The organism is Streptococcus sp. FSL K6-1323, assembly GCF_038630745.1.
GTDB lineage: Bacteria > Bacillota > Bacilli > Lactobacillales > Streptococcaceae > Streptococcus > Streptococcus salivarius_D.
Genome location: NZ_CP152039.1, coordinates 1,564,938 through 1,585,617 on the forward strand (window position 1 = coordinate 1,564,938; position 20,680 = coordinate 1,585,617).

A 20,680-nucleotide genomic window follows, 5' to 3' on the forward strand; every position below is an offset into this window, starting at 1 on the left:
CTTTTCATTCTATATGACTATAGAATTATTTTTTCAAGTTGTAGAATGATTTCAAACCACGGTATTCTGCAACTTCACCAAGTTGGTCTTCGATACGAAGCAATTGGTTGTATTTAGCGATACGGTCAGTACGTGACAATGAACCTGTCTTGATTTGACCAGCGTTAGTTGCAACTGCGATATCAGCGATTGTTGAATCTTCAGTTTCACCTGAACGGTGTGATACTACTGCTGTGTATCCAGCTTCTTTCGCCATTTCGATAGCGTCGAAAGTTTCAGTCAAAGTACCGATTTGGTTAACTTTGATAAGGATTGAGTTAGCAGCGTGTTCTGCAATACCTTTTTCAAGGTAAGCTGTGTTAGTTACGAAGAAGTCGTCACCAACCAATTGAACTTTACCACCAAGACGTTCAGTAAGAGCTTTCCAACCGTCCCAGTCGTTTTCGTCCATACCATCTTCGATAGTGATGATTGGGTATTTGTTAACCAATTCTTCAAGGTAGTCGATTTGTTCTGCAGCAGTACGAACAGCAGCGCCTTCACCTTCAAATTTAGTGTAGTCGTAAACTTTACGTTCTGCATCGTAGAATTCAGATGATGCACAGTCAAATCCGATAAATACGTCTTTACCTGGTACATATCCAGCAGCTTCGATAGCTTTGATGATAGTTTCAACACCATCTTCAGTTCCGTCGAAACGAGGTGCGAAACCACCTTCGTCACCTACGGCTGTTTCAAGTCCACGTTCTTTAAGGATTTTCTTAAGTGCGTGGAAGATTTCAGCACCCCAACGAAGAGCTTCTTTGAATGTTGGTGCACCAGCAGGTACGATCATGAATTCTTGGAAAGCGATTGGAGCGTCTGAGTGAGAACCACCGTTGATGATGTTCATCATTGGAGTTGGAAGAACTTTAGTGTTGAATCCGCCAAGGTAGCTGTAAAGTGGAACTTCAAGGTAGTCAGCAGCTGCGCGTGCTACAGCGATAGACACACCAAGAATAGCGTTGGCACCAAGTTTACCTTTGTTTGGAGTACCGTCAAGAGCGATCATTGCGCGGTCAATACCTTGTTGATCACGTACGTCGAATCCGATGATGTGTTCAGCAATAACGTTGTTTACGTTATCAACTGCTTTTTGAGTACCAAGACCACCGTAACGAGCTTTGTCACCATCACGAAGTTCTACTGCTTCGTGTTCACCAGTTGAAGCTCCTGAAGGAACCATACCGCGACCGAATGCACCAGATTCAGTGTAAACTTCTACTTCAAGTGTTGGGTTACCGCGTGAGTCAAGGACTTCGCGTGCGTAAACATCAGTAATAATTGACATTACAATACTCTCCTTATGAGTTAAAATTTTTTACACCTATATATTACCATAATATCAAGGCTTAAGCAAATTAAAACCAGAATTTTCTAGCGATTTTCTATTTTTTAATATTTTCAATTGTTTTTGAAAATCTCAGAAAACTACTCAAATGAAAAGGAATTCAAAATATTGTATAATACTAGTAGAAAACTTACAGGAGATTCCTATGACTTCACTTGAAAACAAAGTGCTCCAATGCGCTAGTGGCGAAAAACGCCTTAATCCCGATGAACTTCGTCAGTATTTTGGAACCTATGCGGAACGTGTAGTCCTAGCTGTTCTATTGGAAAATGCTGAAAAGAAAACTGTAATTGACCATTTTCCGCAGATTTTAAAAGACTTACAAGCCGTTTACCCGAATCTTAGTCTCAAGCTATCGCCAAAATTAGCTGACCAGATACAATTTACCTATATCAAAACGGCTCAAGCACTCAACATTTCAGCTACTATCGTGGACGAGGCCAAGGCCCATTCACCATACGGTCTTATTGTACATAGTAATCAAGCAGAGAATCTTGATAAAGTGTTATTTTCAGAGCTCTATCCTGATATCCTCGCTCCTAAAGAAACTGAACCTGTTACTGAAAAAAAGGGATTTTTTGCTAAACTATTTGGAAAATAAAAGCTGACGCAAGGTCAGCTTTTTCTTATATCACAATGTTTTACTGAGCTTGATGAGATTCCCAATATTGAGTCCTGTTCGATAGAGATTCTCCTTAGCAGTAGCTAAAACTTGGTCTAAGTCTGCTACTTGACCAATAATGGGAAAGGCAGCTGAAATGCCCGCTACTGGAAAATCAGGCAAGTCATCCTTTAGACTACCGCAGATAGCAATGACGGGAATAGCTGATGGTGTCCGCCTAGCCACCCCGACCGGTGCCTTACCAGACAAGGACTGGCTATCCATACGTCCTTCTCCTACTATAACCAAATCAGCAGACTTCACACGTTGGTCAAAATCAACACAATCAAGTACAAAGTCAATCCCTGATTTAATTTCTGCACCTGCAAAGGCCACCAGGCCTGCAGCCATGCCTCCCCCTGCTCCTGAACCAGCCAGTTTTAAAACTTCAGGAGCAAAGTCAGTGTAGAATTGTGACATATCTTGGTCAACTTTTTTAAATTGTGAAGGAGACAAGCCTTTTTGTCCACCAAAAATATAGGTCGCTCCATCTTGACCACACAAGGGGTTATCTACGTCAGTAATCAGACGAATGGTGACACCAGACAAATCAACCTTATTTTTAGAGGATACCTTCTTAATGAGACCAAGATTAGCACCTATTGGCTCAAGCTCCTGTCCCTCAGAATCATAAAAACGATAACCCAATCCATATGCCATACCAATACCACCATCATTGGTAGCAGATCCACCAACGCCTATAATAAACTCTCGGATGCCAGACTGAACCAAATGAACAATTAGTTCACCTACGCCTTGTGTCGTTAGAGCTAGAGGATTTCGTTTCTCCTTAGGAATATGCTCCAAGCCACAAATCGCAGCCATTTCAAAAATGGCAGTCTGGCCATTGCTGGCAAAAGAAACACTTCCGTCACTTGTATAGGCATGAGGAATCTTGATACTTTTCTTCTCAAGATTTAGATTTTCAGCAAGAGCATCTAAGGTGCCTTCGCCACCATCACCTATTGGCATGAGGTCAAAATCAGCGTCGGGTAAGGCATTTTCAAGGCCTGATTTAAGAGCTAAGGCGACCTCTTTTGCAGACAAACTTTCCTTAAACGAATCAGGTGCAATCAAAATTCGCATGATGTCCTCCTTCTATTTTTCTTTTAGGTAAGGGGATAAAGCCTGAACTAACTCTTCTGTCATATGTCGAGGACCTCGAACAGTTTTGATACCTAAACTCTTTAGTCTATCACTGTCAAAGTCAGTGTCATTAAAAGTGTATAAGGGTTTAATCCGCATCAACTCCTTAATACTCTCCCCTTCACGATAACCTTGATTAGGGATATTTGCCTCTAAAACCTGACAGACGTAACGGATGGCCTTGGTAGGTGCCGTAATATAGATAGCCACAAAATCTCCCTTTTGCATACTAGCTTTCTGTGTCCAAAGAATCTCATCATTTGCAGAAAACTCCTCCCCAATATCGTAGTATTTCAAATTTACGGGGATAATCCAATAATGAGGCTCCGAAGCCTTTCTAAGATGTTTGGGAGCCACTAGGGAACGACTTTCACTAAGAAGCTCAAAAACGGTCTGGTCCGGCAAGGTCTCATCTAAAACAAGACTGACCCAGGTCTTCTTGGACATATGGTAGCTAGGAAAAACGCCATCCATTTTCAAGAGCTTATCCATTTGCTTCGGATTAACCTTGAGGTTAACCACGTCATATGTTGATTCTGCCTTTTCTCCACCAAGCCCTAGTTTTTCTCCCTTAAGAGGAAAAAACAAGGCATACCATTTACCATCAACTCTGAAAGATAGATAGCTTGGTTCCTTCTCGAAAGGATGGTCTGCTTGGTCTGAAAATTCTTGAACTAAAAACTTAGCCAGGCGATTAGCTTGTGGAGATGAGAATAATTGATCTTCATAACAAGAATCAGCTACCTTTGACAGAAGTTCTCCATAAGCCTCTCTGACTTGACCAACGTAAGTTCCAGTAGCCTGAGGACTCCTGAAGATATCATAAGGCTCATCAAGATCACTATCGACAACCTGTCCCGTCAACTTACCTTCTAAATCAATAAACAATCGAGCTTCAAGTTCTTCAGCTATCAGTGTTTTTCTGAACTCATAGCCTTGCTCGGTAGCTGTAAAACCAAAAGGCTCTAGGCTATCAGGTTTTAGGACTTTCTTTTTAAAATAAGCATCCTCAAAAGTCATTGGTTCTCCCTTTTTCTAAAAAAGAGAAGTTGAGACAAACTTATGTCCCAACTCCTTTTTTATTTTGTTGACTGACGTAAGGTAATACCGTGATTAAGAATAACATCTTTTTCTTCAAGCTCTTCCTTATTCATGATTTTAGTCAACATACGCATGCTAACTGCCCCTAAATCATAGAGAGGATGATTAATACTAGAAAGGTTTGGACGTGTGTAACTTGTAATTGGTGAGTCATTGCTTGTGATGATTTCGAAGTCTTCTGGAACTGATTTACCTGCAGCAAAGAGGCCATTCAAGAGACCTGCAGCCAATTCATCTTCTCCAACATAGGCAGCAGTGGCACCAGAATTCAAGACACGTTGTGCTAAATCAAAGCCGTCTTTATAGCTATATTTAGCTTCAAAGACAAGTCCTTCATTGTAGCGCAAATTATTCTTTTCAAGTCCAGCCTTATAACCAGCTAGACGGAGCTTGCCATTAATATCATCAATTAGTGGTCCTGATACAAAGGCAACCTTTTCATTATTCTTGGCAAGCTGCGTTACAGAATCCTCAACGGCAGCTTTATAGTCGATGTTAACACTCGGTAATTGGTGTTCGAGGTCTACTGTTCCTGCTAGAACAATCGGCGTACGGGTACGAGAAAATTCTGCACGAATTTTTTCCGTCAAGTGGTAACCCATGAAGATGATACCGTCTACTTGTTTGGCAAATAGAGAGTTAATCACGGTAACTTCGTGATCGTCATTTTCATCACTAGATGCAAGAACAATATTGTACTTGTACATCGTAGCAATATCATCAATCCCCCTTGCTAAAGTAGCAAAATAACTATTAGCAATATTTGGAATAACAACTCCTACAGTAGTGGTTTTCTTACTCGCCAAGCCACGCGCAACCGCATTTGGACGGTAATCCAAACGATCAATGACCTCAAGCACTTTTTTTCGGGTGTTTTCTTTTACATTTTTATTTCCATTTACCACACGAGACACAGTCGCCATCGAAACACCTGCTTCACGCGCAACGTCGTATATAGTAATTGTTTCATCAGTATTCATAAAAACACTTCCTTTCTCATTTTACGCTCACTTATTCATTCTAATTGTATCAGATTCTGAAAACACTTTCAATTATTTTGACTGATTTTTTACAAAAAAATGAAAGGGATTCCTTCTTTATGGTTACGAGGAAGAAAGCCATTTCAGAAAAAGGCCTCTCATTTCGTGTTTCCAAGACTATCCATCGCTTACAAAACTAGCCTAAAAAAGTCTCAATGAAAGTAAATGATTTAATGAAAAGCCAAAAAACAACTTGCATTTTCCCTATAAAAGTGACAGAATGAGTGTAAGAAATACAAAGGAGTTTTTTCTATGTCTAAACTTGATCGCATTCGTCATTTTTTGAATGAAAATAAAGCAGGGCTAGCTATTGTTTCAGATCCTGTAACTGTCAATTATCTTACTGGTTTTGATTGTGACCCACATGAACGCCAAATGTTCCTCTTCGTCTACGAAAATCGTGAACCTGCCCTCTTTGTTCCTGCTCTTGAGGTTGCACGTGCCTCTGCTGTACTCGACTTCCCAGTCTTTGGTTATGTGGACTCTGAAAATCCATGGCAAAAAATCAAAGCTGGTCTAGCAAGTACAGACAGCCCTATTATTTATGCAGAGTTTGACAATCTCAATGTGACTAAGTTCCAAGGATTGCAAACGGTCTTTGAAGGTCGCTTTGAAAACTTGACACCATTCATTCAAAAAATGCGCGTTATCAAGTCAGCTGATGAAATTCAAAAAATGATTGTTGCCGGTGATTATGCTGATAAAGCTGTTAATATCGGTTTCGACAATATCTCTCTTGACGTTACTGAAACAGACATCATTGCTCAAATCGAATTTGGCATCAAACGCTTGGGCTATGAAATGAGCTTTGAAACTATGGTCTTGACTGGTAACAATGCAGCCAACCCACACGGCATTCCTGGAAGCAACAAAATTGAAAAAGATGCTCTTCTTCTCTTCGACTTGGGCTGTATGGTGAATGGCTATGCTTCAGATATGACGCGAACAGTCGCTGTTGGAAAACCCGATGATTTCAAAAAAGAAATCTACCACTTGACTTTAGAAGCTCAACAGGCTGCCCTAGATATGATTAAACCAGGTGTAACTGCCAGCGAAGTCGATGCTGCAGCACGTAATGTTATTGAAAAAGCTGGTTATGGTGAATACTTCAACCACCGCCTCGGACACGGTATCGGAATGGATGTGCATGAATTCCCTTCAATCATGGAAGGAAATGACTTGGTAATCGAAGAAGGAATGTGCTTCTCTGTTGAACCAGGTATTTACATTCCTGAAAAAGTTGGTGTTCGTATCGAGGACTGTGGTTATGTGACAAAAGATGGCTTTGAAGTCTTCACACACACACCAAAAGAATTGCTCTATTTTGATGTCTAATTAATAAACATGGGTCTTCAATTAAATTGAAGATCTTTTTGTTTGTAGCCAAATCGAAAACACCAAAAAAGCTGACTCATCGAGAGTCAGCTTTTACTATTTTTCCTCATGCTCTTGTCTAAGATAGTCAAGTCCTTCTTCAATCCATCCTGGCATTGCTTCTGCCAAGGGTTTAAAGCCATAGTTCAAACGACTATCAGAGAAACGATGACGATGAGGGATTTTATTTTTTTCTTCCTCAAGGGTTCTCAAAGAAAGACTAGCCTTTTGTGTAAATTCATCAAAATCAACAACTTGAACCAAGACCTCCTGGTCTACCTTGAGGGTATTGTAGATGTTGTCGATATAACCTGTCTTAATCTCCGAGATGTGAATCAAGCCTGTGGTACCATTTTCCAATGAAACAAAGGCACCGTAAGGCTTGATGCCTGTGATAACACCCCTAAGCTTGTCTCCAATTTTCATCTTAGTCTGCTACCTCAACTGTTTCAATCACAACATCCTCAAGTGGCTTATCTTGAGCCCCAACCTCAACATTGGCAATCTCATCAAGCACCTTGTAAGAGTCTTCATCCACCAATTGACCAAAGACTGTGTGGCGACGGTCTAGGTGAGGTGTTCCACCATTTTCAGCATAAGCTTCCGCGATTGGTGCTGGCCAACCACCACGTTCGAGTTCCTTTTTAGCATAAGGAATTTCAGGCGTTTGAACGATGAAGAACTGACTACCATTAGTATCTGGTCCAGCATTGGCCATAGAAAGCGCACCACGGAGGTTATAGAGCTCTTCAGAAAATTCATCCTGGAAGCTACCACCAAAGCTTGACTCACCACCCATTCCAGTACCAGTTGGGTCACCACCTTGAATCATAAAGTCCTTGATAATACGGTGGAAAATCACACCGTCATAGTAGCCACTCTTGGCCAAATTGACAAAGTTAGTAACTGTTAACGGTGCATGGTCAGGGAAAAGCTTGATGACCAAATCACCATGGTTTGTTTTAATTGTTGCGACTGGACCTTCTACTGCATCCAAGTCAAGTTGTGGGAAATGAAGTTCTTTTTCTACCAATCCGAGTTCCTCCAAGGCATTGAAAATGCCATCTTCTTCTACTGTTCCTGTAACGTAATCTGCTTTTTCTTTCAGTTCTGGTGTGGCATTACCCATGGCAACCTTAAGTCCAACATAGTCAAAAATCTCCATATCGTTTGGACCATCCCCAAACATCATAGCATTGACCGGTTTAAGGTTTTCATGCTCCAAGACATGCTCGACACCAGATGCTTTTGAGATACCATTTGCTACGACGTCAGATGAGTGTTCGTGCCAAGGTACCATACGAACATGTGTCGCAAGTTCTTCTGGTAACTCAAGCTCACCATCATTTTCCGCAAAAGTCCACATATGGTAAACATCGTTCGACAAATGGAAGTCTGGCTCCACATCACAAAGACCATAGACTGGTTTCATAGCATCATCAATCAAATCTGAACGCTCTGAGACAACTGGCTTATCCTTACCGGCAAAGCCCCAAGCAATCCCAATCTCCTTGCACCAAGCAACAAAGGCTTCTGTAACTTCACGAGCTAGGGGCTGGTTATAAATTTCTTCCCCTTTTCGATTAATCACATAAGTTCCATTGATGGTTACAAAATAATCGGGCTCTAGGTCTCGAATGTCCTCAACGACACCATAGTAGCCACGTCCTGTGGCAATCCCCGTCAAAATTCCTTTTTCTTTAAGCCCTTTGAAAACAGCCTTAATAGACTCAGGAATGTAGCCTGTCTTTTTGACACGAAGGGTGTCGTCAATGTCGAAGAAAACAATCTTTGTCTTTTTGGCCTTGTATTTTGTTTTAGCATCTACTGGCATCGCTAATCTCCTTTACAGTATCACATCCAGAGTTAGGTATACCTGCTATCCTAACTAAAGACCGTATGGTACTCCCATTATATCATGTCTTAAAGCCAAAAACAAAAAATCATCTAGGACTATAGCAGTCTTAGATGATAGGCGTTTTAACGGTTAACACTCTTGATAATACGTTTGATATCACGTTCTTGTTCACGACGTTTGATAGATTCACGTTTATCATAATCATGTTTCCCTTTGACAATACCAAGCAATACCTTGGCAAAACCGTTTTTTAGGTATACCTTCAAAGGAACCAAGGTCATTCCTGTTCCCTTAAGGTCATTTTGAAGTTTGGTAATTTGCTTTTTCTTGAGCAATAATTTTCTCGTACGGTCTGGATCCTGATTCCAAATATTTCCTTGCTCAAAAGGAGCAATATGAACATTGATTAACCAAGCCTCACCGTTCTTGATTTGGGCATAGCCATCTTTTAGTTGGATGCGTGCCGCACGAACGGATTTAATCTCCGTCCCTGTTAGCACGATACCTGCTTCAATAGTATCAACGATACTATAGTCATGTCTAGCCTTTTTATTCTGAGCAACAACATTGCCTTCACCCTTTGGCATAGCAGTCCCTCCATTCTCATCCTATTTTCGTTTTTTAGCAACGTCCTTGTAGAAAGGTTTGTTCCCTTTCTTCTTACGACGGCCACTCTCACGTCCCTTGTTATCATTATGAGGACGGTTTTGATTCTTACGCTTGTCGGGTTTCTTAGATGACTTACGTTTTTCGTCATAAGAGCCTTTACGACCATTACCATCTTGACGGTTACGGTTATCCCCACGTTTACCACGACGTTCGAAGTCTCCATTTTGACGGTCACGACGTGGACCTCTATTGCGGAAGGCTTTTGCCTTTTCTTCACGTTCCTGACGAGCCTTGTGATCTACTTTTTCAGTGACATCATACTCGCTTGGAAGGTATTGGAAGTCAATGTCTCCGGTTTCCTTATCCGCACGTGTTAATTTGACACGGATAGGCTGACCAACTCGGAAAGTCTTACCAGTTTTCTCACCCTGAAGTGTCATGGTACGTTCATTGTAATTGTAAAATTCTGGAAGGGTCGTGATGTGAACCAAACCTTCGATAGTATTTGGCAATTCCACAAACATACCAAATTTAACCACACTTCCGACAATACCATCGAATTCTTGGCCAACAAACTCTTCCATGTATTCCGCTTTTTTCATAGCTTCAACGACACGTTCGGCATCAATGGCACGACGTTCAAGAGTTGAAGATGATGTCGCTAACTCAGGAATAACCTCTTCAAAATGTTCACGCGTCTCTTGAGACATATTGTTAGTGTACTCACGAATCATTCGGTGAACCAAGAGATCTGGGTAACGACGGATTGGACTAGTAAAGTGGGTATAGTACTGAGCCGCAAGTCCGTAGTGTCCATGATTGTGTTCTGAATAGCGGGCTTGTTGCATTGAACGAAGCAGCATCATGTTCATGACTTCTGCTCCAGGTTTTCCCTGAACTTTGGCCATAAACTCTTGCAAGTCTAGCTGATCCATCTTATTGGCAGTCCCTTTGATTTGAACACCAAAGATAGAGGCATAATCCATGAAGCGTTGCAATTTCTCGGCCTTTGGCTCTTCGTGGATACGGTAAATAAATGGCAACTTAGCCTTGGCAAAGTGCTCTGCCACACATTCATTGGCAGCCAACATGAAGGATTCAATCATTCGCTCGGCTGTTCCACGTTCACGCACCACGATATCCACTGGCATTCCCTTCTCATTAACCAAGATACGAGCTTCAGATGTATCAAAGTTAAGGGCACCACGACGCTCACGCATGTCTTCTAAAATCTTATGCAATTCTGCCATAGCTGATACAGAATCCATGATTGGCTTAAACTGCTCAATCTTTTCTGGATTTCCAGCCAACATCTCATTGACATCACTGTAGGTCATACGGAAGGTTGTATTAATCACAGATTGACAAATCTTATGATTAACCACCTTACCTTTAGGAGTAATCTCCATAATGGCTGACTGCGTCAAACGATCAACATTGGGATTAAGTGAACAAATACCATTTGAAAGACGCTCAGGCAACATTGGTACCACGCGGTCTGTCACATAAACAGAGGTCCCACGTGCTACGGCCTCACGGTTAAGTGCAGAACCTTCAGTGACATAGTAGGACACATCGGCAATATGAACACCAAGCTCAAAGTTACCATTTGGCAAACGTTTGATATGAACCGCATCGTCCAAGTCCTTAGCATCAGCTCCGTCAATGGTAAAAGTTACCTCTTGACGGAGGTCAACACGACCAACGAGGTCTTCCTGACTCGGTGCATCTGGGACAGCTTCTGCTTCCGCCATGACATCCTCTGGGAATTCTGAAACAATATCCATTGATTCCAAGACTTCCAAGACATCAATACCAGCATCTCCCTGATGACCAATAATGTCACGAACACTTCCTACGAAATAATCATAGTGACGGTTAGGGTATTTTTCAATATCAACCTTGATAATTTCAGTACCATCTAGGGCAACTGGTTCTTTCTTGATATAAATTGGCTGCTGAATTTTTTGGTTTTTAGACTTAATGTAACCCGCATAGGGTTCTTTCTCGTCGCTAAGGATAAATTTCCCTACAACAGTCTTAAGTGAACGTTCTACAATTTCAACAACACGTGCTTCTGCTGCTGTCCCACGCAAACGATCTGCTGGTTTCTTGATGACAACGGCAACAGTATCACCGTCAATGGCATGGCCAACATCATTACGACCAATGAACATATCATCTTCACTGTCATCGACATGCAAGAAACCAAAACCGTTCTTATTGGCACGGAAGACACCTTCGACAGTCACTTGATTAGGATTTTCTTTCTTAGGACGCAAGGATACAGAGCCATCTCGGTTAAAACGCAACTGTCCCTTACTTTCCATGGCTGATATGGCCTTGATGAGCTGAGGGAACTTTTCTCCCCCAGCATGATTAAGAGCCTGGGCAATGTCGTTTACACTGGATTTCCCATGCTCCTTCAAATAATTTATAATAGTTTCTTTCATGATTTCCTTTTCTTTTATTTATTGACTATAACGCAAAAAATGAGCCAACCTCAGTCAGCTCATTACTTACTTGAGAGAATGGAAAGGACGATTGCATCTACAATCCATAGAAAAACCATGATTCCTGTAAAGCGTTGCATAAAGGCTTCAAAACCACGCGGTTTACTACGTTCAAATAGTGCTTCTGACCCACCACCATCAAAGACATTGCTACTTGGATTTTTTTGTGGCTGCATAAATACCGCAATCACAATAATAGCTGACATCACCAAGAGCAGCGTTAATAATAAGTCGTACATAGTTATTCCTCCGAAAAAGTCCTTTTTATTCTACCATAGAACCCTTTAAGATTCAACATGTAAGGTTACTTTTCTATCCTTAGGGCAGAATTTGGGTACCTGAATTTTCTCAGGATGATTTTGTTTATTTTTACTTGTGAGATAGTTGATGCTCCCACATTCACTACACTTTAAATTGATTTTAACTCTCACCTATATTCTTGACTCCTAGCGATTTTCTAAAGATGATTAAGGACCAGACAAAATTTCCAAAGACGATCATTGCAGTCACAAAGAAGACCCAGCGATAACCTAGTCCTGTCGCAACTGCTGACCCAACAAAAGGACCTAAAACTTGTCCAATATATGAAAAGCTTTGATTAAAGCTAAATATTCTTGAGATTCCTTCCTTGGGTGTCATCTTGGTCAATAAAGAATTGACACTAGGCATAAGAGCACCTACACCGAAGCCATAGGCAAAACGTAAGATACCCAGTTGCAAGGCTGAACCGGCAAAACCACAGAGGAAATACAAGAGAAAGCTATAAAATAGCCCCATTAAAAGCAAGCGATGATTCCCAATACGGTCTCCCAATTTTCCCAGATAAGGGGTACTTAAGAGACTAGAGAAGCCCATAGCAGAAACAATTAACCCTGAGTAAAAAAGGATATTTTCCCTCTGACCTAAATAACGAATGTAAAGGGCCAACATAGGCGCAATCGATTGGGCAGAAATCTGGATAATCATACTGGTCACAAAAAGGCCAATCAACATAGATTTGCTGGGAATTTTTGCAAAAACCTGAGAAAGAGTCATCATCTCTCCCTTTTCGACAGGCTGGAAATTCTCTCTCAAACCAAAGATAGTTAAGAGGCAACAGATAAATAGAATGAGTCCAACCAATAAAAAGGTACCCCTCATGCCAAACGCCTCAGACAAGGTACCACCTAACAAAGGGCCAATCAGAACACCTGCAGTTAGACCCGTAGACAAGGTCCCCAAGGCATAGCCAGAACGGTTCTGAGGAACCTGACTAGCAATTAAAGCTGTGGCATTTGGGACATAGCCCGCAAACAAACCATTCAGCGTTCTCAAGAAAAGTAGCCAGAAAACATTGGGGACCAAAGCAAGACCTCCCATTGTAAAAGTCATCACCATGCTGGCCCTAATCATCATGGGCTTTCGACCATAACGGTCAGCCAGGCGTCCCCAAACAGGAGAAACCAAGGCAGAGGCTAAGGCAGAGATGGCAACAGACAAGCCAGCATACCATTCGACCATATCTCCTTTAACACCCAGTTCCTCAATGTAGAGGGCCATGAAAGGCATAACAATGGAGAAACTAGCTCCAGTAAAAAAGGTTCCTATCCATGCAATTTTAAGGTTACGTTGCCAATCAGTACTTTTAAGCTCTTTTTGGCGCAAATAATCATCTTCTTTCTAAAATTCACTATCCATTATATCACAATGGCTGGCTATGAGGAGCTCGCTAAATCATTTATTGCGCTCTTCACTTTCTCCTTCAAATCATCGAGACTGCCGTTATTATCAAGAACCAAGCTGGCATAAGGTATTTTCTCAGCTAAAGACATTTGGCTAGCGATACGCATACTAGCTTCCTCAACACTTAAGTGATTACGTTTCATCAAGCGTTGGCACTGGACCTCTGGTGACACTGCCACCAACCAAATCTGATCAAACCAGTCCTGATACCCATTCTCAATAAGTAAGGGAATATCCATGAAAAAAACAGCTTCTTCCTTGACCAAACGATCCCTCTGAGTTGCTAGTTCCTCTCGAATAATTGTCCCTTGAATCTCAGCAGACCGCTGTCTCATCTTCTCATTGGAAAAAATCAGTTGCCCTAGTTTAGGACGATCCAATTCTCCATTAGAAAGGAGAATCCCCTCTCCCAACCAATCAAGCAAGGCACGGTACAAACGCCCCCCTTGGGCCTGCATATCGTGTACAAGCTGATCAGCATCAATGACCTTGTAACCTGCCTCTTTAATCATTTCAACAACAGTAGATTTTCCTGAAGCAATACCACCTGTTAACCCAATAATCATCGTTTCTGACAACGAGGACACAAATGTGTTCCTCTCCCTCCTAACTTGATTTTCTCAATTGTGCTGGCGCAGCGTGGACAGGGCTGTCCCGTCTTTCCGTAAACCTGTAAATAGTTCTGCATGGTCCCATCCTCACCAAGGGCATTACGATAAGTCCTTATAGTTGAGCCACCTTTTTCAATGCCTAGCTGTAAAATAGCAATCGTTTGATCATGGATCCGCTTCATGGCCGCCTTGCTGAGTTTCTTTGCTGGCGTCTCAGGATGAACCTTAGCTGCCCAAAGCACCTCATCAACATAGATATTGCCTAGACCAGCCACTAATTTCTGCTCCAAAAGGAGACTTTTAATGGGCTTTGCAGAAGTCATCAAGGCTCTCTCAAACGGAGCATATTTAAAGGTCTTTTTAGTAGGCTCAGGACCAAGCTTTTTCTTTGTAAAATAAGCCTCCTCTTGATTTTTAGCCAATAAATCAAAGGTCCCAAACTTGCGGACATCCTGATAAACAAGAGTCGAGCCATCATCTAAGGTAAAGAAAAGATGGAAATGCTTATTAGCAGGAACCTGGTCTGTAAACAAGAGGTATTTTCCTTCCATGCGCAAGTGGGAAATCATAATCAACTGTCCAAAGTCAAAAATTAAGTACTTGCCTCTACGTCGCATGGCTTGAATAGTTTGGCCAGGTAAGTCATTCAAAAAACTATCGTAGGAGGTCTTAATCATTTTCGGGACCTTAACTTCAACAGACAAAATGGTCCGACCTACTACCAATCTTTCTAACCCTCGTCTAACAGTTTCTACCTCAGGTAACTCAGGCATCTGCTCCTCCTTCTAGCAAGAAAGCCGAGCAAATGCCCAGCTTTTTAATATTCTTTTTCATTGTAACCAAAATCGGCCAAATCAAGTTTTTTATCACGCCAATTTTTCTTAACCTTAACCCAGGTTTCAAGGAAGACCTTGTCCCCAAGCATGACTTCAATATCTTTACGAGCAAGGGTACCAATTTTCTTGAGCATGGAACCTTGCTTACCAATGACAATACCTTTTTGGCTGTCACGCTCAACCATGATTGTCGCACGAATATGAATCTTATCCGTGTCTTCATCACGCTTCATCTCATCAATGACAACCGCAACAGAGTGTGGAATTTCTTCACGTGTCAACTGAAGGACTTTTTCACGAATCATCTCCGATACCAAGAAACGCTCTGGGTGGTCGGTGATTTGGTCCGCTGGGAAATATTGGAACCCTTCCTCAAGGTTATCACTCAAGACATCCACAAGATGAGAAACGTTGTTTCCTTGGAGGGCAGATATCGGAATAATCTCCTTGAAATCCATTTGTGTACGGAAATCGTCAATCTGCTCTAGGAGCTGATCTGGATGAACCTTGTCAATCTTATTGATTACCAAGATAACTGGAACCTTAGCTTGTTTAAGACGTTCGATAATCATATTATCACCCTTACCACGGGGTTCATCCGCTGGTACCATAAAGAGGACGGTATCTACTTCACGAAGGGTTGAATAAGCAGATTCCACCATGAAATCCCCAAGAGCCGTTTTAGGTTTGTGAATCCCTGGTGTATCAATAAAGACAATCTGTTCCTTATCAGTTGTGTAAATCCCCATAATTTTATTACGGGTTGTTTGAGCCTTATCACTCATAATAGCAATTTTTTGCCCCATAACATGGTTCAAAAACGTTGATTTTCCTACATTAGGACGGCCAAGAATAGCCACAAATCCTGATTTAAATGTCATATAACTTCTTTCCTATTTCCTTTAATTGAAAATTAAGTGCCAAATTTTAGGTATGAAAACAATCATACCCGTAATGAGTGCATAACAAGAAACCACTAAAACAGCTCCAGCAGCCATATCCTTGGCATTTTTGGCTAGCATCGAAAAGTGATAATTACTGGCTAAATCGACAACATTTTCAATGGCAGAATTAACAATCTCTAGGGCAATTACGAGAAAAACTGCCATCAAAAGAAAGAGCCATTCTGTCGCAGACACCCGAAAAATCAAGCCAGCCAATACCACCAAGATAGCTGAAACCAAGTGCTTGCGCATGTTGCGTTCTTCTTTAAAAGCTGTGATAATCCCTGTTAGAGCAAACTCAAAACTAGCTGTAAATTCTCTATTTTTCCACTTTTTTTGTGGGTTATTGTCGCGTAAGTCCATAAGCAGTCAAAATTTCTTCCTGTAATCCAAACATTTCCGCTTCTTCTTCTGGGGTGTAATGGTCGTAGCCATTGATGTGAAGAAAACCGTGAACAGCCAAGAAGCCCATCTCACGCTCGAAACTATGGCCATAATCCTCAGCTTGCTCGTGAGCTTTATCAACAGAAATAAAGAGTTCACCGATATAACTATCAAACTCTCCCATCATTTCAGCTAATTCAGGATTTTCAGCCAACTCTTCCTCATCAAAGCTAATGTCTAATTCAGGCTTATACTCCAAACTAATAACATCAGTTGGACGGTCCGTATCACGATACTCCAGATTTAGCTCATGGCTACGTTCGTTGGTTACAAATGTAACCGCCATTTCCTTGTCTTCCTTGCCAAGTCTTTGTGCTGCAAAATCTAGCAACTCCAAGGTTTGTTCTTTTAATTTCTCAGAGACTTGTCCAGTCTCATCAATCATTTCAATATACATAAGATACTTTAGGAACGGCAATGCTCACTTCAGGCATAGAACCGCTCGCTTCCTTTCACTAACTCATTAGCTTTTTTATACAAATACTCAAATACATAGAATACTAGCCCAGAGTATTTTTAGTCTAATATTAATCACCTCATTATACCATAAGGACACAGAAAAAGCAGACTTAAGGCTAATTGTCTGCTTTTTGTAGGACGTCTCTGGGAAGCGTTACTTATCTAAATTATCCCTAAGACGTTGAATATGAATGGTTAAAAAGACTTGTTCGTCTAAACTCAGCTCAAAGGCATAACTTATCTTGATATAAGCAACAATCTTTTGGGTACAGATAAAGGACTCCGGATAATTTATCTTAACTTGTTCGTAAAGGAAAGCATCATTCTTGCCACCACTAACTCCGCTCACAATACGTTGTGCTAGGTATTGGAGATGGGTCATAAAACGGTTATACGAGAAACTATCCTCCTCCAAATCATAACCAAAATGAAGACGGACAATGTCACTAATCCCAACCACAATTTGAGTCATCTGTCGGTCTTTTTCATGGAGACCCGCATCTTTTTGTGCATTAACAAAATGTAAGGCGACAGAGGCAGCCTCATCATCTGCCAACTGAACTTCTAAATCCTTGGCAATCAAACGAAGAGCTTGTTTCCCAATTTCATACTCCCGAGGATAAAATTTTCGAACCTCCCAGGCCAAGGGATTCTGCAAAGAAACACCCTCTCTACTTCTTTCAATAGTGTAATGTAGGTGGTCTGCAAGAGCGATGAAAAAAGAGGGTTCAAACTTGGTTTGCAAGACAGCCTCAGCAAAAGTAAGGATATTCAAAAAGACCTGCATTTCAGCATCAGGCAAATTGACATAAACACGAGACCATTCCTCTACTGCCTCTGTATTTTCCAAAATAAAAGTCTTTTCAATCTTTTCCTTATCAACAAGGTCTCCGACCTTCTTTTGAAAGCCTAGTCCCTTACCCATGACAATGTATTCCACATTATTATCCAAAGCTTGGACAACATTATTGTTTAAAATCTTTTCTATCTGCATCATGATCCCTCGTTATAAAAGCGCTTACTTTATTTTACCAAATTTTTAATGAGAAACCTATTTACTACAAACAAAAAGCGCTGGACTGACCAACACTTTTTACTTATAGTTCTGTTCGATTTTCAATAGCTCTTAGCAAGGTCACTTCATCAGCATACTCAATGTCAGAACCGACGGCCAAACCACGCGCTAAACGAGTCACCTTGATTCCTGCAGGTTTAAGGACACGAGAAATATACATAGAGGTTGCCTCACCATCTGCTGTTGCATTAGTGGCGATGATAACCTCGTCAACCTCGCTGTCCATAAGACGGGTAATCAAACTTTTCAGGTTAATATCGTCTGGCCCAACACCATTCATAGGGGAAATAAGCCCTTGAAGCACATGGTAGAGACCACGGTATTCCTGAATCTTTTCCATAGCTGAAACATCTTTGGAGTCTTCAACAACCAAAATCTTAGTACGGTCTCTAGTTTCATCGGTACAAATGTTACATGGATCATCATCTGTCAAACGACCACAGACCGAACAATAAGTCAATTCACGTTTTGCTGCCAAGAGGTTTTTTGCGAAATCATTGACATCTTCATCAGACATGCTAATGGTATAAAAAGCTAGGCGTGTCGCTGTTTTAGCCCCAATTCCAGGGAGTTTTGAAAAGCTATCAATCAGCTTCGCAATTGGAGTAGGATAAAGCATGAAGGCCTCCTGTTCTTTATATTTTTTTATTCATCACTTATCTTTTGTCACTTTCATGGATAAGTCTTTACCCAAGAACAAATACTCAAACACTATATCACAGAAAAATCCCTCGTGCAAGGCACAAGAGATTTTAGATATTTAGTGAGTATTTTGATAAAGCTCCATGATAGATTTTACCGCATTTTGTTGGGCCTTGCTCTTAGAATCTAGAGCGTGTGGATACATAATACCTACAGCCAGCTTAGTGCCATCTTTGGCAGTCGCATAGGCAACCGCATTAAGGTTAACCGTTGTTACAGAATTACCGGAACCATCCGTCGCATATGTTTCGGCTGTCCCTGTTTTACCACTAATCGGAATGATAGAACTTGCCATAGCTTTACCAGTCGCAAGGCTAGAGCCAGAATTGACCACATCATTGAAACCTTGTTGGATAAGGCCTAATTGCTCAGAATCGAGAGGTAAGGTATTTAATACACGTGTATCTACCGTTGAAGCTAGAGTTCCTAGACTACCATTAGCTCCTGCATCGTAGATACCTCCAACAATATGGGGTGCTACACGTTTACCACCATTGGCAATTGAAGCAACATACTGAGCCAGCTGAATGGTTGTATAAGAGTCGTACTGACCAAAGGCCTCTGTCAAGACGTTGGCTACATTGTAATTCTTAGAAATGTAACCTTCTGATTCTCCAGGTAAATCAAGTCCTGTAGACACCCCCATACCAAAATCAGCATAGGTGTCACGAAGCGTCGTCATGGCCTTATCCATATTGTCAGTCGACAAGGCCATACCTGGAACATACTGTTGGCCAAGTAGTTTAATTGCAATCTGCACCATATAGGTATTTGATGAGTATTCTAGAGCCTGTGTCGCGGTAATAGCACGGCTACCTTGGTCTGTAAACCAAGATGTGATAGGGGCTGAACCGGCAATGTTGATGGGTTGGTCAGTCAAGACCTGATTTCCATAAATGGCACCTGAACGCCAACCAGCAGTTAAGGTTGCTCCCTTAACAACAGATCCTGGGATGAAGACATCAGTGATTGTTCCTAAGGCATTGGCCTTAAAATCCTGTGCTCCTTGTTCATGTTTTTGTCCCGCCATAGCAAGCACAGCACCAGTGTCAGCATTCATAACCACTGCATACATTCCTTCAGAATAGGTAGCTTTATTCGCTGAAATCTCTGAAGAAAGCTGTTGACCTAGGATATCTTCAACTCCCTTTTGGAAATCAAGGTCGATGGTCAACTGCAGATTGTTTCCCTTGCTACCCTTTTGAGTGATTTTATCACTAGCAACTTCGCCTTCCTTGTCTACTGTAATCTCACGAACAGTATGTTTTCCTTGCAGTTTCTCCTCATATTCTTTTTCTAGATAAGAAGTTCCTACACGGTCATTAAGGGCATACCCTTTCTTGAGGTATTCCTTGGCATCTTCTTGTGGTAAACCTGCTTCTGAACTTGAGACTTTCCCGATGAGAGGTGACAAGGCTGAATCAACCGTATGACGTTCCCAATCCTTAGCAACCGTAATACCATTGAGTTCCTTCTGTTTAGCGGCTACAATCGCAATTTGTTCAGGTGTCAAGTCTCCTGTTTTCAATGTGACTGTTGAGAAATTAGAAACAGCATTCATCTGTGAGTAAATGTAGACAATCTTAAGTTCATCCTCAGAGTAATCCACTGCTTCATCAGGAACTGCATCAACAGCATTGTTGTAAATAGTAGCTTCAGCTAATTTATTACCAAATTTATCTGTTTTCTTGTCGTTTGGAAGATCATTAACAACACGCTTATAAGTGGCAGAATCCGCTAGATAGAAATCCCGTTTTTGACGTGCTGTTACCTTCGTTTCCGTCAGAGTCACCATGGTCGCCAACTTTTCAGCGACCTTCTTCATCGTATCTGATGACACCAAATTGCTACGTGTGAAGGTGATAACATCCTTACTCTGGTTGGTCGTGAGGGCAACCCCTTTAGCATCAAAGATTTGCCCACGTTCACTTGCAATCCTAACTGTATACTTAGAGTTATCCTCTAATTTCTTAGTATAAAACGATTTGTTATAAACCTGCATATAGGTCAAACGTGCAAAAAGCAACAAAAAAAGAACAAAGACTACACCAAAAAGCAAGTAAACACGACGGGAGATGTTTACTGGCTTTCTAGGTTTATTCGCTCGTTTTTCTTTTCGTTTTTGGCGCCGTTTTTCCCATTTTTGACTGAGTTTTTTCGAAAATGATGTCACTTTTTTTCCTCTATGTTCTCAT

21 protein-coding genes are annotated in these 20,680 nt (G+C 41.3%); 2 read left to right on the forward strand and 19 right to left on the reverse strand.

Annotation, left to right across the window (positions count from 1 at the left end; genetic code table 11):
* Nucleotides 1-25: 25 nt before the first annotated feature.
* Nucleotides 26-1,330, reverse strand: a complete 1,305-nt coding sequence (gene eno / locus NST80_RS07200; RefSeq protein WP_002886048.1) for a surface-displayed alpha-enolase — start codon at nt 1,328-1,330, stop codon at nt 26-28.
* A 205-nt stretch (nt 1,331-1,535) separates the two neighbouring features.
* Between eno and NST80_RS07205 the strand changes: the two genes are divergently transcribed.
* Nucleotides 1,536-1,991 (forward strand): YueI family protein, encoded by a 456-nt coding sequence (locus NST80_RS07205; protein WP_049546187.1) that lies wholly within the window; start codon nt 1,536-1,538, stop codon nt 1,989-1,991.
* 30 nt (nt 1,992-2,021) lie between these two features.
* Here NST80_RS07205 and NST80_RS07210 read toward each other — a convergent pair whose 3' ends face one another.
* Genes NST80_RS07210 through ccpA form a run of 3 tightly spaced genes read right to left on the reverse strand, consistent with a single transcriptional unit; the run spans nt 2,022 to nt 5,278 of the window.
* A complete protein-coding gene (locus tag NST80_RS07210; RefSeq protein WP_118172261.1) occupies nt 2,022-3,137 on the reverse strand; it encodes a glycerate kinase in 1,116 nt (371 codons plus the stop codon).
* A 12-nt stretch (nt 3,138-3,149) separates the two neighbouring features.
* Nucleotides 3,150-4,217 carry an MmcQ/YjbR family DNA-binding protein gene (locus NST80_RS07215; RefSeq protein ID WP_118172260.1) on the reverse strand — a complete coding sequence of 356 codons (1,068 nt, stop codon included), beginning with the start codon at nt 4,215-4,217 and terminating at the stop codon, nt 3,150-3,152.
* 59 nt (nt 4,218-4,276) lie between these two features.
* A complete protein-coding gene (gene ccpA, locus NST80_RS07220; protein ID WP_014634136.1) occupies nt 4,277-5,278 on the reverse strand; it encodes a catabolite control protein A in 1,002 nt (333 codons plus the stop codon).
* Between the two features lie 312 nt (nt 5,279-5,590).
* On the opposite strand from ccpA, the gene NST80_RS07225 reads away from it, so the two are divergent.
* Nucleotides 5,591-6,673, forward strand: a complete 1,083-nt coding sequence (locus NST80_RS07225; RefSeq protein WP_118172258.1) for a Xaa-Pro peptidase family protein — start codon at nt 5,591-5,593, stop codon at nt 6,671-6,673.
* A gap of 96 nt (nt 6,674-6,769) precedes the next feature.
* Here NST80_RS07225 and NST80_RS07230 read toward each other — a convergent pair whose 3' ends face one another.
* From NST80_RS07230 to pbp2b, 15 genes are all read right to left on the reverse strand, one after another.
* A complete protein-coding gene (locus NST80_RS07230; protein WP_002886108.1) occupies nt 6,770-7,138 on the reverse strand; it encodes a S1 RNA-binding domain-containing protein in 369 nt (122 codons plus the stop codon).
* Between the two features lies 1 nt (nt 7,139).
* Entirely contained in the window at nt 7,140-8,546 is a 1,407-nt protein-coding gene (locus tag NST80_RS07235; RefSeq protein ID WP_014634134.1) for a Cof-type HAD-IIB family hydrolase, read from the reverse strand.
* A 146-nt stretch (nt 8,547-8,692) separates the two neighbouring features.
* On the reverse strand, nt 8,693-9,157 hold the full coding sequence (gene smpB, locus NST80_RS07240) for an SsrA-binding protein SmpB (RefSeq protein ID WP_014634133.1): 465 nt from the start codon (nt 9,155-9,157) through the stop codon (nt 8,693-8,695).
* A 21-nt stretch (nt 9,158-9,178) separates the two neighbouring features.
* Nucleotides 9,179-11,632, reverse strand: a complete 2,454-nt coding sequence (rnr, locus tag NST80_RS07245; RefSeq protein ID WP_118172257.1) for a ribonuclease R — start codon at nt 11,630-11,632, stop codon at nt 9,179-9,181.
* A gap of 62 nt (nt 11,633-11,694) precedes the next feature.
* Nucleotides 11,695-11,931 carry a preprotein translocase subunit SecG gene (secG, locus tag NST80_RS07250; protein WP_002886135.1) on the reverse strand — a complete coding sequence of 79 codons (237 nt, stop codon included), beginning with the start codon at nt 11,929-11,931 and terminating at the stop codon, nt 11,695-11,697.
* A gap of 45 nt (nt 11,932-11,976) precedes the next feature.
* A complete protein-coding gene (gene rpmG / locus NST80_RS07255) occupies nt 11,977-12,123 on the reverse strand; it encodes a 50S ribosomal protein L33 (protein WP_002890443.1) in 147 nt (48 codons plus the stop codon).
* The gene (locus NST80_RS07260) at nt 12,113-13,336 is read right to left on the reverse strand and encodes a multidrug efflux MFS transporter (RefSeq protein WP_070439213.1); all 1,224 of its coding nucleotides are present in this window, start codon (nt 13,334-13,336) and stop codon (nt 12,113-12,115) included. The genes rpmG and NST80_RS07260 overlap by 11 nt, the downstream gene beginning before the upstream one ends.
* 50 nt (nt 13,337-13,386) lie before the next feature.
* Entirely contained in the window at nt 13,387-13,980 is a 594-nt protein-coding gene (gene coaE / locus NST80_RS07265; protein WP_045771873.1) for a dephospho-CoA kinase, read from the reverse strand.
* Nucleotides 13,977-14,798, reverse strand: a complete 822-nt coding sequence (mutM, locus tag NST80_RS07270) for a DNA-formamidopyrimidine glycosylase (protein ID WP_118172256.1) — start codon at nt 14,796-14,798, stop codon at nt 13,977-13,979. Before mutM ends, coaE begins: the two co-directional genes overlap by 4 nt.
* 44 nt (nt 14,799-14,842) lie before the next feature.
* Nucleotides 14,843-15,742, reverse strand: coding sequence for a GTPase Era (gene era, locus NST80_RS07275; RefSeq protein WP_013990908.1), 900 nt, complete (start codon nt 15,740-15,742; stop codon nt 14,843-14,845).
* A 21-nt stretch (nt 15,743-15,763) separates the two neighbouring features.
* On the reverse strand, nt 15,764-16,168 hold the full coding sequence (locus tag NST80_RS07280; RefSeq protein WP_004182934.1) for a diacylglycerol kinase family protein: 405 nt from the start codon (nt 16,166-16,168) through the stop codon (nt 15,764-15,766).
* A complete protein-coding gene (ybeY, locus tag NST80_RS07285; protein WP_002886021.1) occupies nt 16,149-16,646 on the reverse strand; it encodes an rRNA maturation RNase YbeY in 498 nt (165 codons plus the stop codon). Before ybeY ends, NST80_RS07280 begins: the two co-directional genes overlap by 20 nt.
* 216 nt (nt 16,647-16,862) lie before the next feature.
* Nucleotides 16,863-17,702, reverse strand: coding sequence for a PRD domain-containing protein (locus tag NST80_RS07290; RefSeq protein ID WP_181971221.1), 840 nt, complete (start codon nt 17,700-17,702; stop codon nt 16,863-16,865).
* 103 nt (nt 17,703-17,805) lie between these two features.
* Entirely contained in the window at nt 17,806-18,402 is a 597-nt protein-coding gene (gene recR / locus NST80_RS07295; RefSeq protein ID WP_002889030.1) for a recombination mediator RecR, read from the reverse strand.
* A gap of 141 nt (nt 18,403-18,543) precedes the next feature.
* Nucleotides 18,544-20,658 (reverse strand): penicillin-binding protein PBP2B, encoded by a 2,115-nt coding sequence (gene pbp2b, locus NST80_RS07300; RefSeq protein WP_183138243.1) that lies wholly within the window; start codon nt 20,656-20,658, stop codon nt 18,544-18,546.
* Nucleotides 20,659-20,680 lie beyond the last annotated feature (22 nt).